The sequence below is a fragment of the Alsobacter sp. KACC 23698 genome (genome assembly GCF_045348435.1).
GTDB lineage: Bacteria > Pseudomonadota > Alphaproteobacteria > Rhizobiales > Beijerinckiaceae > Alsobacter.
Window position 1 is genome coordinate 3,566,498 of record NZ_CP157484.1, and the last position, 12,030, is coordinate 3,578,527.

General features: G+C 68.6%; 12 protein-coding genes. 1 reads left to right on the forward strand and 11 read right to left on the reverse strand.

The genetic code is table 11. The features are described 5' to 3' along the window. Positions 1-15: 15 nt before the first annotated feature. Entirely contained in the window at positions 16-972 is a 957-nt protein-coding gene (locus tag ABEG18_RS17005; protein ID WP_406854235.1) for a cyclase family protein, read from the forward strand. A gap of 49 nt (positions 973-1,021) precedes the next feature. Here ABEG18_RS17005 and ABEG18_RS17010 read toward each other — a convergent pair whose 3' ends face one another. The 11 genes from ABEG18_RS17010 to ABEG18_RS17060 form a co-directional block, all read right to left on the reverse strand. Beyond that, the gene (locus ABEG18_RS17010) at positions 1,022-1,855 is read right to left on the reverse strand and encodes a 3-keto-5-aminohexanoate cleavage protein (RefSeq protein WP_406854236.1); all 834 of its coding nucleotides are present in this window, start codon (positions 1,853-1,855) and stop codon (positions 1,022-1,024) included. After that, entirely contained in the window at positions 1,852-2,940 is a 1,089-nt protein-coding gene (locus ABEG18_RS17015) for a LacI family DNA-binding transcriptional regulator (protein ID WP_406854237.1), read from the reverse strand. Before ABEG18_RS17015 ends, ABEG18_RS17010 begins: the two co-directional genes overlap by 4 nt. A gap of 2 nt (positions 2,941-2,942) precedes the next feature. After that, entirely contained in the window at positions 2,943-3,710 is a 768-nt protein-coding gene (locus tag ABEG18_RS17020) for an SDR family NAD(P)-dependent oxidoreductase (protein ID WP_406854238.1), read from the reverse strand. Continuing rightward, positions 3,707-5,011: a histidinol dehydrogenase gene (hisD, locus tag ABEG18_RS17025; protein WP_406854239.1), complete on the reverse strand. Its 1,305-nt coding sequence runs from the start codon at positions 5,009-5,011 to the stop codon at positions 3,707-3,709. The genes ABEG18_RS17020 and hisD overlap by 4 nt, the downstream gene beginning before the upstream one ends. A 90-nt stretch (positions 5,012-5,101) precedes the next feature. Then, on the reverse strand, positions 5,102-6,580 hold the full coding sequence (locus ABEG18_RS17030; protein WP_406854240.1) for a protein adenylyltransferase SelO: 1,479 nt from the start codon (positions 6,578-6,580) through the stop codon (positions 5,102-5,104). Positions 6,581-6,671: 91 nt separating this feature from the next. Then, a complete protein-coding gene (locus ABEG18_RS17035; RefSeq protein ID WP_406854241.1) occupies positions 6,672-7,343 on the reverse strand; it encodes an aspartate/glutamate racemase family protein in 672 nt (223 codons plus the stop codon). After that, the gene (locus ABEG18_RS17040; protein WP_406854242.1) at positions 7,340-8,113 is read right to left on the reverse strand and encodes a DeoR/GlpR family DNA-binding transcription regulator; all 774 of its coding nucleotides are present in this window, start codon (positions 8,111-8,113) and stop codon (positions 7,340-7,342) included. The genes ABEG18_RS17035 and ABEG18_RS17040 overlap by 4 nt, the downstream gene beginning before the upstream one ends. 101 nt (positions 8,114-8,214) lie before the next feature. Continuing rightward, on the reverse strand, positions 8,215-9,135 hold the full coding sequence (locus tag ABEG18_RS17045; protein ID WP_406854243.1) for a ketose-bisphosphate aldolase: 921 nt from the start codon (positions 9,133-9,135) through the stop codon (positions 8,215-8,217). Between the two features lie 15 nt (positions 9,136-9,150). Next, complete coding sequence (locus tag ABEG18_RS17050; protein ID WP_406854244.1) at positions 9,151-10,431, reverse strand: TRAP transporter large permease; 1,281 nt, start codon at positions 10,429-10,431, stop codon at positions 9,151-9,153. Further along, on the reverse strand, positions 10,431-10,901 hold the full coding sequence (locus tag ABEG18_RS17055; protein ID WP_406854245.1) for a TRAP transporter small permease: 471 nt from the start codon (positions 10,899-10,901) through the stop codon (positions 10,431-10,433). The genes ABEG18_RS17050 and ABEG18_RS17055 overlap by 1 nt, the downstream gene beginning before the upstream one ends. Positions 10,902-10,958: 57 nt before the next feature. After that, the gene (locus tag ABEG18_RS17060) at positions 10,959-11,948 is read right to left on the reverse strand and encodes a TRAP transporter substrate-binding protein (RefSeq protein WP_406854246.1); all 990 of its coding nucleotides are present in this window, start codon (positions 11,946-11,948) and stop codon (positions 10,959-10,961) included. Between the last annotated feature and the right edge of the window lie 82 nt (positions 11,949-12,030).

Consider the following 12,030-nt stretch of genomic DNA (forward strand, 5'->3'; position numbering starts at 1 on the left):
ACGGGGAGAGACACCATGCCGAAGCCGGTGAACCGGGAGGCGATCGACAGGGCGGCCAAGGAGCTGTCGAACTGGGGCCGCTGGGGCGCTGACGACCAGATCGGCACGCTCAACAACATCGAGCCTTCCGACATCGTCGCGGCGGCGGGCCTGATCCGGAAGGGCAAGGTGTTTTCGCTTGGGCTCTCCCTGAAGGAGCCGATCCAGTCCGGCCTTTTCGGCGGTCGCTGGAACCCTATCCACACCATGCTGGCGACCGGCACGGACGCTGCAGCCGGCAACCAGGACGAGCCCTTCCCCTATCTTCGCTACGCCGACGACGCGATCAACATGCCCTGCCAGGCGTCGACCCAGTGGGACGCGCTGTGCCATATCTTCAATGGCGACAAGATGTATAACGGCTTCGACGCCAAGCTCGTCGACGCCCGCGGCGCCAAGAAGCTCGGCATCGAGAATGTCCGCGACAAGATGGTCGGCCGTGGCGTCCTGCTCGACATGGCGCGCTGGAAGGGCGTTGCATCGCTGGAGGATGGCTACGCCATCACCAATGACGACATGGACGGCTGCGCCAAGGCCCAGGGCGTCCAGATCCGCAAGGGCGACTTCGTGATCGTCCGGACGGGCCACCAGGAGCGGTGCCTCGCCCAGAAGGACTGGACCGGCTACGCTGGCGGCGACGCGCCGGGCTTCGCCTTTGAGACGGCGTACTGGATCCGCCAGCACGACATCGCGGCGATCTGCTCCGACACCTGGGGCTGCGAGGTCCGCCCGAACGAGACCAGGGACGCCAACCAGCCCTGGCATTGGGTGGTGATCCCGGCGATCGGCGTCTCCATGGGAGAGATCTTCTACCTCAAGGAGATCGCCGAGGACTGCGCGCAGGACAAGGTCTACGAGTTCTTCTTCGTGGCCCCTCCCCTGCACCTGCCGGGCGGAGCCGGCTCGCCGATCAACCCGCAGGCGATCAAGTAGGCCTCGGCCCCTTGAGGCGCGCGATCCGGAGATGGCGCGCCTCGAGTTCCTAGAAGGGCCTGCCCAGGGCCCGCAGCGCGTCGTCGCGGTTCGCGCGCGGGCGCGGCACGCCGGCCAGACCGCGGCGTAGGTCCTCGAGCCGTTCCGCGTTGCTCTCCGCCCGGCTTCCGTCGGCGTTGAAGAAGCTGTTTTCGAAGCCGATCCGGCACTCGCCGCCCAAGGCCGCCGCCGCCACCAGCGAAGGCGTCTCCGCCCGGCCGAAGGCGCATACCATCCAGTCGGTGCGATCCAGCTGGCCATGCCGGTCGAGGCAGGCCAGCAGGGGGATGAGCTCGGCCGGGCTGCTTTCCTGGCCAGTGGCGTAGCGGCCCAGCGGAAAGATGACCGAGTGGCGTTCTCCCGGCAGCACGCCACGCGCGACGAGGCTGACGAAGCGCTCGGTCTCCTCGACCGAATAGAGGATATGCTGGACGGCCATGCCCTCGCGATGCGCCCAGGCGTAGAACTCCGCGCCCTCCGCTATGGCAGCCTCGTCCGGGATGAGCTCCTTCAGGGCGATGCTGACCGCCTCCGGCCGCACAGCCCGGACGGTCGCGATCTGCTCGGCGGGCGTGAAACGGCCCACCGCCTCGGTGGTGATTTGCAGGACGAGGTCGTCCCCGGCCTCCCGGCGAATGGCGAGCGACGCTTGCTTGTAGAGGTCCGCATCCAGCGTATGCAGCCCCTGCGCGTCGCGGACATGGACGTGGACCGCCTGGGCGCCGCCGGCGTGGACCTCGGCGCAGACGCGCGCGGTCGCCTCGATGGTGATCGGCAGGTTGGCATGGTCGCTGGGCATGCGCCTGGCCCCGTTCGGGGCCACCATGATGGTCAACGGTTTCATTCGTGCGTCCTCCCCTCGCCCGCCGGGCTGGCCCCGGCTTTCGGCGCCCAGATCGTCCGGTCATTGTCGCGCACCAGGCCGAAGGCCGGCCGTCTGGCGCTGTCGCGCACCACCAGGGCCCCGGCGAGGGCGACATGGTGCGCCGGGCGCTCCTTGCCCTCGATCTGGCCCAGCAGGATGTCCACCGCCGCGTCCACCATGGGGGCGACCGGCTGCTCCACCGTGGTCAGCCCGTAGCTCGCCCACGCGGCCGGCGGCGCGTCGTCAAAGCCCACCACCGACAGATCCTCCGGCACGCGCAGGCCCAGTTCGTGACGCGCGACGTCCATCACGGCGATCGCCATGTGGTCATTGGCGCAGAACAGCGCGTCCGGAAGCGGGCGGGCGCGGAGAAGCGCTCGCGCCGCGGCCCGGGCGCCCTCCTGCGAATAGGCGCCGACGGCACGGGCCACCGGTCCCGCCCCGGCCTCCGTCAATACGGCCCGATACCCGCGCTCGCGATCCCGGTTGGTCGAGGACGCCTCCGTTCCGGCGATGAAGCCGAAACGCTCATGCCCTCCCGCCAGGAGGAATTGCGCCACCAGCCGCCCGCCGTCGAGATTGGCGCTGGCCACGCTCGACACATGCGCGCGGTCCGCCGTGCGGTTGATCAGCACCACCGGGATCCCGGCCGCCGCGCATTCGTCCGCAAGCCCCGACGATAGGGTCGTGGAGGCCAGCACGATGCCGTCCACCTGATAGGGCAGGATCTGGGCGACCAGCGGATCGGCCGACGCGTCAGGCGCGCCCGTGAACAGCAGCAGCCGATAGCCGCGCTGCTGCAGCACGGCGGAGAGGCGGGCCAGGAGGTCTGGATAGAACGGGTTGGCGAGGTGGCCCATCACGACCGCGATCATGCGCGAGCGGCTGGTGATCAGCGACCGCGCGATCGCGTTGGGCCGGTAGCCCAGCGCCGTGGCGGCCTCCATGACGCGGTCGCGCGTCTCGGGCGCGATGCTGGCCCCGTCCGTGAAGCAGCGCGACACGGCGGAGCGCGACACGCCGGCCCGCCGCGCCACCTCGAAGGACGTGACCCGGCGCGCCATGGCTATTCGGCGGTCCAGCCGCCGTCCACCATGAGGGACGATCCAGTCATCAGCCGCGAGGCGTCCGACGCCAGGAACACGACCGGGCCCATCAGATCCTCGAGCTCCCCCATGCGGCCGAGCTTGATCTTGGACAGGATCATGTCCCGGAAAGCCGGATCGGCCAGGAAGGGCCGGGTCATCTCGGTCAGGATGAAGGTGGGGCAGAGCGTATTGACGCGGATTCCCGCCGGGCCGAACTCGATGGCCATCGCTTTCGTGATGCCCTCGAGGGCGAATTTGGACGCGCAGTAAAGCGTTCGCTTCACGCCTCCGACATGGCCCATCTGCGACGAGACGTTGATGATCGAGCCTTTCACGCCCGCATCCGCCATGGCGCCGGCGACGTTGCGGGCCACGAAATAGGCGGCGCGGACATTCAGGTCCATGACGGCGTCGAAATCCTCCGCGGTGATTTCCCGCATCGGCTTGGGCCGATTGGTCCCGGCGTTGTTCACCAGGACGTCGAAGACGCCGGCCGAGGCCAGCAGGCGTTCGGTCTCGGCCAGGTCGGTGACGTCGAGGCGCAGCGCGCCGGCCCGGAAGCCCGCGGCCCTGAGCGCTTCCGCGCCGGCCTCGATCTCGTCGGACGAACGGGCCGCGAGCGTGACGTCGGCCCCAGCCTCGGCGAGAGCGGTGGCGGCGGCCAGCCCGATCCCCCGCCCGGCTCCGGTGACGAGCGCGCGCTTGCCGTCCAGCCGGAACGACGGCGTCCGGAGCAGCCCGGTCATTCGGCGGCCTCGCCATAGGCGATGTTGCGCCCGCCATAGCGGCGGACGCGGACATTCGCCTGTTCGGCGTGCCCCACGAAGCCCTCCAGCATGCACAGGCGCGAGCAATACTCGCCCACCATGGCGGAGGCTTCGTCGGTCAGCACCTTCTGCCATGTGCAGGTCTTCAGGAACTTGCCCACCCACAGGCCGCCGGTGTAGCGGGCCGCCTTCTTGGTCGGCAGCGTGTGGTTGGTGCCGATCACCTTGTCGCCGAACGCCACATTGGTGCGCGGCCCCAGGAACAACGCGCCGAAATTGGTCATATTGTCCCGGAACCAGTCGTCCCGGTCGGTCATGACCTGGACGTGCTCCGACGCGATCCGGTCCGCTTCCGACAGCATTTCCTCATATCCGTCGCAGACGATGACCTCGCCATAGTCCTGCCAGGCGATGCGCGCGACGTCGCCCGTGGGAAGCACGCCGAGAAGCCGCTCCACCTCGGCCATCGTCTCGCGGGCCAGCTTCTCGGAATTGGTGATCAGGACGGCCGGCGAGGTCGGGCCGTGCTCGGCTTGCCCGAGCAGATCCGTGGCGCAGATCTCGGCGTCGACGGTTTCGTCGGCGATCACGAGCGTCTCGGTCGGGCCGGCGAACAGGTCGATGCCCACCCTGCCGAACAGCTGGCGCTTGGCTTCGGCCACATAGGCGTTGCCGGGGCCGACCAGCATGTCCACGGGCTTGATGGTCTCGGTGCCCACCGCCATCGCGGCGACCGCCTGAACCCCGCCGAGCACCAGGATCTCGTCCGCTCCGCCCATCTGCATCGCCGCCACGATGGCGGGGTGGGGAGCGCCGCGATGGGGTGGCGCCGACGCGATGACGCGCTTCACGCCCGCCACCTTCGCGGTGACCACGCTCATATGCGCCGACGCAACCATCGGGTAGCGCCCGCCGGGCACGTAGCAGCCGACGGCGTTCACCGGGATGTGCTTGTGGCCCAGGATCACGCCCGGGAGCGTTTCGACTTCGACGTCCTGCAGGGAGGCGCGCTGCCTTTGCGCGAAGCCTCTCACCTGCTTCTGAGCGAAGGCGATGTCCTCCAGATCGCGAGGCGCGACCTTGTCCATGGCGGCCCTGACGTCGGCGGGCGACAGGAAGAACTCCCGGGGCGAGTAGCCGTCGAACTTCTCCGACAGCTCCCGGACCGCGGCGTCGCCGCGGGCGTCCACATCGGCCAGGATGGCCTCGACCGTCTCGCGAACCTTGCGGTCCACCTCCTCGCGCGCAGCTGCGTCCTTGCCCTGCTTGAGATAGCGCATCGTCCCTCCACGGCGTCGTTGCAAACGTGTGCAACGACCTTATCCGAACGCGACGCCGGCGCAAGCCACGCCGCCAACCCAGGATGAGGCTCAGGTGCCGCAGAAGGTCCGGTAAGGAACGTCGCTCCGGGGCGGCGCGTCGGCGTAGCTCGCATGGTCCGGCCGGGGATCGAAGGGGCGCGTCACGGCTTCCAGCATCTCCTCGAAGGGCCCGTAATCCTGCCGCTCCACCGCGGCCTCGATCATGGCCTCGACGAGATGGTTGCGCGGGATCACGGCGGGGTTCGCCAGCTGCATCGCGCCGGCGGCTTCCGCCGGGTCTCGGCCGCCAGACGCCAGCCGGGTCCGCCACCGCGCCAGCCAGGCGTCCAGCGCCGTCGCGCCGCTCAGCAGAGCGCGCAGCTCGCCGTCATGCGTAGGTCCGGCCGCCGCGTCGGCCAGCTTGCGGAACGTCAGGGTGAAGTCGGCCCGGGCCTCCGCCATCAGGCCGAGCAGGTCCTGGGCCAGCGCCAGGTCGCCCTCCTGATCGCCGGCCAGGCCAAGCTTGCGCCGCAGGCCGCGCAGATAGGCGTCGTTGAAGAGGTCGACGAAGCGGTCGAGGGCATCCTGCGCCTGCGCCACCGCTTCATCCTGGTCGTCGGCCAGGAGCGGCAGCAGACATTCCGCCAGCCGCGCCAGGTTCCATTGCGCGATGCCGGGCTGATTGCCATAGGCGTAGCGGCCGTTGCGGTCGATGGAGCTGAACACCGTGGCGGGATCATAGGCGTCCATGAAGGCGCATGGCCCGTAATCGATCGTCTCGCCCGAGACGGACATGTTGTCGGTGTTCATCACCCCATGGATGAACCCCAGCAGCAGCCACTGGGCGATCAGCTCGGCCTGCCGGCCGATGACGCCGTCCAGCAGCGCCCGATAGGGGCGCGGCGCCATGCGGGCCTCCGGATCATGCCGCTCGATCACGTGGTCAGCGAGCTGGCGCAGGCCCTCCAGATTGCGGCGCGAGGCGAAGAACTGAAATGTCCCGACCCGGATATGGCTGGATGCGACGCGGGTCAGGACGGCCCCAGGCAGCACCTCTTCGCGCAGCACGGGTTCGCCGGTCGTCACCGCCGCCAGGGCGCGCGTCGTGGGCACGCCGAGGGCCGCCATGGCCTCGCTCACCAGATACTCGCGCAGCACCGGGCCGAGGGCGGCTCGCCCGTCCCCGCCGCGCGAGAACGGCGTCAGGCCGGACCCTTTCAGCTGGATGTCCCGGCGTGCGCCCGAACGATTCACGACCTCGCCGAGAAGGATGGCTCGCCCATCGCCGAGCTGCGGCGAGAAGTGGCCGAACTGGTGGCCCGAATAGGCTGCGGCCAGCGGCTCCGCGCCCTCCGGCACGCGCTGGCCGGCCAGGATCTCGACGCCCTCCGGAGAGGCGAGCGCGTCGGGATCGAGGCCGAGGTCGCGGGCCAGCTCGCGGTTAATCTTGACCAGCCTCGGCCCGGCGACCGGCGTCGGGTTGACGCGGGCGAAAAAGCCAGCCGGAAGCCGGGCATAGCTGTTGTCGAACGGAAAACGCAGGGTCATCGGGCTGCTCCTGAGCCCGGAGATAGTGCGCGAGAGCGCGCTCCGGGAGGGCGCCGGCGCAATCGGAGCGAAACCGACGGAGCCGACGTAGCTAGCCCTGCCGAGCGTTCAGGGCCGCGAGCGTCGCCGCGACCGCGAAGGGCGGGCTGGCCAGGACCTTCCCGCGGTCAACTTCCGGCAAGCCCGGGACCACCCTGGCCATGGACGCCTGGGCGAGCACGATGGCGTCGCTGCGGCCTGCGGCCTCCTTCATGGCCGTCAGGATCGCGTCGTCATGGGCCGCCTGGTCGCCTCTCATCAGGGCCTCATAGGCGCCCGGCGCGAGGATGCGTTCGATCGTGATCGATCGGCCCGCGGCGGCGGCCGTCCGGGCGATCAGGTCGGAGGTCGGCCGGAGCGTGGTCGGCAAGGTCGCCATGACGGCGATCCTGTCGCCGCGCCGCACGGCTTCGCGGGCCATCTCGGCGTCGACCCGCACGATGGGCGCCCTGACGCCGGCCTGGGCCTCGGCGCCGAGTTCGCCGACGGACGAGCAGGCGTTGAGGATCACGTCGACGTCGCGCTCGTCCGCGATCCTGGCGTAGGACGTCCACCGCGGAGAGACCGTGGAGAGGTCGCCCCCCGTGTCGCGAAGCTCCGGCAAGATGGAATCATCGAGCAGGTTGACGATCCGGACGCCCGGCAGGGCCTCGCGGAACAGCCGTCCGAACAGGTCGACGGTCGCCGGCGAGGTGTGGATGATCCCGACGCTCGGGTGGGTCATGACGGCGTCTCCTCCAGAACGGAATCGCAAAGCGTGACCGCCGTGCCGGCGCTTTCCAGCACGGCGACGGCCTCGGCCGGCGCGTCGGCGGTCGTCAGAAGCCGCGCCACGTCGCCGGCGCTGGCGAAGGTCGCGAAACGGCGGGAGCCGAATTTGGCGCCGTCGGCCAGGATCACCGTCTCGCGCGCGGCGGCGATCATGGCGCGCTTCACCTCGGCCTCGTACGGATCGGCGCTGGTGAAGCCGCGCTCGGCGTCGATGGCGGCCGCGCCCAGGAAGGCCCAGTCGGCGCTGACCTGGCTCAGATCGCGCTGCGCCTGTGGGCCGATCATGCTGAGGGAGCCCGGCACAAGCCTGCCGCCGATGACATAGACGGCCGATTCCGGAATGTCGGCGCAGACCTGCGCCACCGGGATCGCGTTCGTAATGATGGTCAGCCGCCGATGCCGCCTCAAGCATCGCGCAAGCGCCAGCGTGGTGGTTCCGGCGTCGATGATGACCGACTGTCCCGGTTCGACCAGGGCTGCGGCCGCGGCGCCGATCGCCGCCTTCGAACGCTCCTGCACCTGCGCGCGCTGGTCCACCGGAGGGATCCCGAGGGCGGCGAGCGTGGTCGAGGGCCGCAGGACCGCCCCGCCGAACACCGCGTCGGCGACGCCTTCGGCCGCCATGGTCTTGATGTCGCGCCGGATCGTCTCTTCCGACACGCCGAAGGACTTCGCCTCTTCGGAGACGCGGATGCTGCCGCGCTCGAAAAGGCGGCGTCGCAATCGGCGGTTCCTCTCGGCGCTGAGCATCCGGCGAATCTCCTGGTCGGGCCTGCCGTCGCCATAGTGGCGACCCGAGGCCGGCTCAAGCGCTGCGACGCGGTTCAGGCCTTTCCGGCGCTGAGCAGATAAGTCTCGATCTTGTCCATGACGGTCCGTTCGACGGCGTCCTGCGCGAGGCGCATCTGGTCGGCGGGAAGCGCGCGGCAGGCCTCGTCGGTCAGCCTTTCGGTGCGGCCCAGCGCTGTCAGCATCGCGTGCTCGAGATCGGTGGCGATGTTGACCTTGCTCACGCCGCCGCCCGGAATGCGGATCGCGTCATGGATCATGTGCGGCGGGACGCCGGACCCGCCGTGAAGCACCAGATGCACGGGAGTCAGCGCGCGGATCGCCGTCAGCCTGGCGAGGTCCACCCGCGGCTGGCGCGTGATGTAGTGCCCGTGCAGCGTGCCCACCGCCACCGCGAGGGCATCGACCCGGGTTTCGGTCACGAAGCGGAGCGCTTCGTCGGGATCGGTGAAATGCTCTTCGTCCTCATCGGTCTCGATGAAGTCGGTCGTGCCGATCTTGCCGAGTTCCGCCTCCACGGACACGCCCCGCGCATGGGCGAGCCTCACGACCTCGGCGCTCACCGCGATGTTCTCCTCCAGCGGCTTGGCCGACTGGTCGATCATCACCGACGTGAAGCCCGCATCCATCGCGGCCTCGATGACCGCAAGCTCAAACGTATGGTCGAGATGCAGCACCACGGGGACGTCGAGGCCCTCCGTCGCGACCGCGTCGAAAAACGCCTCCGCGAACTGGCGCGGCGTGGTGCCGTAGCGTTCGAACTCGCGCTGCGAGATCTGCACGATCAAGGGCGAGCGGGTCCGCATGGCGCCGCGCAGCACGGGCCGGATCATGCTCGTGTAGCGGGGCGCGAACGACCCCAGAGCGTAGCCGCCCTGCTCGGCCGCCGTCAGGGCGGGCGCCAGGGGACGCAGCGTCGCGGCGCGGCTAGAGGTCGGGGCTTGGCTTGCAGTCATGGTCGATCCGATTGTTCACATCACCAGGCGCGGGACGATCAGCACCAGGACGGGGAAAAAGAGAAGGAGGACGTCGACCGCCACCAGCGGGATGAGGAACGGCGCCACGGCGACGACGATCCGGTGCAGGCTGATGCCGGAGATGCGGTTCAGCACGAAGAGCACCATGCCGAAAGGCGGCGTGAGAAGCCCGATCATCATCGTGAGCACGATGATGACGCCCATATGCATGGGATCGAGGCCGCTCGTCTTCATGATCGGGAGAAGAACCGGCGTGAGGATGATGATCGCCGCCGTCGCCTCCAGGAAGCAGCCCACGATCAGCAGGAAGACGATGATCATCAGTCCCACGACATTCGGGTCGGTCGACACGCCCGCCATCCATTCCACCATGGCGTCGGTGAGGCCGGCCCGGGTGACCAGATAGCCGTAGATCATCGCCATGGCGACCACGAGCATGATCACGCCCGTGTCGACGACGGTCGACCGGGCGATCTCGATCAGGTCGGCGAGGCTCACGGCGCGGTACACGACGACCGACAGGAACGTGGCGTAGAGCGCCGCGATGGCGGCCGCCTCGGTGGGCGTGAACACGCCCGACACGATGCCGCCGATCAGGATCACAGGCGTCATCAGCGGCAGGAAACCGTCCTTGAAGGACGCCCACACGGTCGCCCAGCGGAACGCCGCCCCGCCCGGCAGTCCGCGACGGCGCGCGATAGCGGCGATCCAGAGCATCAGCGCGCCGCCCATCAGGAGTCCCGGGATGAGCCCGGCCATCAGCATGCCGCCGACGGAGACGTTCGCCATCAGGGCGTAGATCACCAGCGGCACGCTGGGCGGGATGATGGGTCCGATCGTCGAAGACGCCGCGATCACCGCCACCGCGAAGTCTTCCTCGTAGCCCTCCTCGCGCATCGACTTGATCACGACCGTGCCGAGACCCGCAGCCTCGGAGACGGCGGTGCCGGTCATGCCGGCGAAGATGATGCTGGCGACGACGTTGACCTGCGCCAGTCCGCCCCGCATCGAGCCGACGAGCGACTTGGCGAAATTGTAGATGCGGTAGGTCACCCCGCCGACATTCATCACCTTCCCGGCGAAGATGAAGAACGGCACGGACAGCAGCATGAAGTTATCGATGCCGGAGACCGCCTTCTGGACCATGAAGGCCGGATTGAAGCCGACGCCGCGCTCGATCAGGGTGATCAGGATCGACGTGCCCGCCAGCGAATAGGCCACCGGGACGGCGGCGATGAAGAGCCCGAGCAGGGCGAACACATAAGGACCGACCATCAGCGGGGCCTTCCGATCAGCCGGCGCGCATCAGTGACGAGCGGCGCGACGCTGTAGAGCGCCATCAATCCGAAGCTGGCGGTGAACGCGAGGTAGGCCCATCCATTGGAGATCCAGTCCACGGTCGCCAGCGTGGTCGGCCACACCGACTGCACTAGCGGCAGGCTGGCCATGAACATGAACAGGATGATCGCAAGGCTCACGATCCGCACCAGCGGGCTCATGACGGCGTTCCACCGCGGCCCGATCAGTTCCGGCAGCGTGTCGATGACGATCAGCGAGGCTTCGCGTGCGCCGATGGCGGCGCCGACGAAGGCGAGCCAGACGAAGACCAGCCTGCTGACCTCCTCGGTCCACGGCACCGAGACGGACAGCACGAAGCGGCACAGGATCTGGAGATTCACGAGCGCGAGCGCCGCTGCGAAGAGCAGGGCCGCGATGACGTCCAGCGCGCGGTTGAGGAGAGCCATGATGGAAGCCTGGGCAAGGGCGCGCGGAGCCGAAGCCCCGCGCCGCCGCGTTCGCGGTTACTGGATTTTCGCGATCTCGTCGGCGGAGGTCACCGACCACAGGTCCGCAAAGAGCTTGTCCAACGCGGGCTTGGCCTTCGCCATGAAGGGCGCGTAGTCGGGTTTGGTGAACTGCATCCCGGCCGCCTGCAGCTTGTCTCCAAGCGCCTTCTCGCTGGCCGCCGACAACTCGTCCCCATAGGCCAGGGCCTCCTTGGCGGCCGTGTCGATGATCGCCTTCTGGTCGGCCGGCAGGCTCTGGTACAGTTTGTCGTTCATCAGCCACAGGGACGTCGCGTAGAGGTGCCCCGTGATGGCGATGTATTTCTGCGCCTCCTGAAGCTTGAAGGTGTAGATCTGGTCGAAGGGGCCGTCCGACCCCTGGACCACGCCCAGCTTCAGGGACGTGAACAGCTCGGGCAGCGCGATCGGGACCACCACCGCGCCCACGGCCGTGAAGGCGTCGATGAAGGGCCGCGACTGCCCCATGCGCAGCTTCATGCCCTTGACGTCGTCGACGCTGTTGATCGGGCTGTTGGATGTGAGGTGCCTGTAACCCCGGCCCATCATGCCGACGGTGTGGAGCCCGTGCGACTTGGAGAAGATGTCCCTGACCTCGGAGCCGAGCTTGCTGTCCCAGGTCTTGTAGACATGCGCCTTGTCGCGGAAGACGAACGGCGCGTCGAAGAAGGAGTATTTCGGGGCGAGCGAGACGATCGGATAGGTGCCGAAGACGGCCATCTCCAGTTCGCCAAGCTTCAGTGCCTCGACATTGTCCTTTTCGCCGCCCATCTGGCCGCCGGCGAAGATCTTCACGTCGATCGCGCCCTTACTGCGCTCCTTGACGATGTCGCCGAACCGCTTGGCGGCCTGCATCATGTCCGTGCTCTGGTCGAAGGCGCTGGCGATGCGGATCGTGACGGGCTTCGATTGGGAGAGCGCGGGGACGGCGGCGAGAAGAGACAGCGTCAGTCCGCCGACCAGGCCGACGACATTGCGGCGCAGCATGATGTTTCCTCCGAAGGCGGCTTCTTCGAGCCGCTGCAATGCTTCATAGCACCTCAAAAAATCCCACACAATCCCACATGGT

What these genes read in the sequence shown, in the direction of transcription:
- hisD (WP_406854239.1), bottom strand. Translation starts at nt 5,011, where the DNA reads ATGCGCTATCTCAAGCAGGGCAAGGACGCAGCTGCGCGCGAGGAGGTG.
- ABEG18_RS17005 (WP_406854235.1), top strand. Translation starts at nt 16, where the DNA reads ATGCCGAAGCCGGTGAACCGGGAGGCGATCGACAGGGCGGCCAAGGAG.
- ABEG18_RS17045 (WP_406854243.1), bottom strand. Translation starts at nt 9,135, where the DNA reads ATGACTGCAAGCCAAGCCCCGACCTCTAGCCGCGCCGCGACGCTGCGT.
- ABEG18_RS17010 (WP_406854236.1), bottom strand. Translation starts at nt 1,855, where the DNA reads ATGAAACCGTTGACCATCATGGTGGCCCCGAACGGGGCCAGGCGCATG.
- ABEG18_RS17015 (WP_406854237.1), bottom strand. Translation starts at nt 2,940, where the DNA reads ATGGCGCGCCGGGTCACGTCCTTCGAGGTGGCGCGGCGGGCCGGCGTG.
- ABEG18_RS17055 (WP_406854245.1), bottom strand. Translation starts at nt 10,901, where the DNA reads ATGGCTCTCCTCAACCGCGCGCTGGACGTCATCGCGGCCCTGCTCTTC.
- ABEG18_RS17020 (WP_406854238.1), bottom strand. Translation starts at nt 3,710, where the DNA reads ATGACCGGGCTGCTCCGGACGCCGTCGTTCCGGCTGGACGGCAAGCGC.
- ABEG18_RS17060 (WP_406854246.1), bottom strand. Translation starts at nt 11,948, where the DNA reads ATGCTGCGCCGCAATGTCGTCGGCCTGGTCGGCGGACTGACGCTGTCT.
- ABEG18_RS17050 (WP_406854244.1), bottom strand. Translation starts at nt 10,431, where the DNA reads ATGGTCGGTCCTTATGTGTTCGCCCTGCTCGGGCTCTTCATCGCCGCC.
- ABEG18_RS17030 (WP_406854240.1), bottom strand. Translation starts at nt 6,580, where the DNA reads ATGACCCTGCGTTTTCCGTTCGACAACAGCTATGCCCGGCTTCCGGCT.
- ABEG18_RS17035 (WP_406854241.1), bottom strand. Translation starts at nt 7,343, where the DNA reads ATGACCCACCCGAGCGTCGGGATCATCCACACCTCGCCGGCGACCGTC.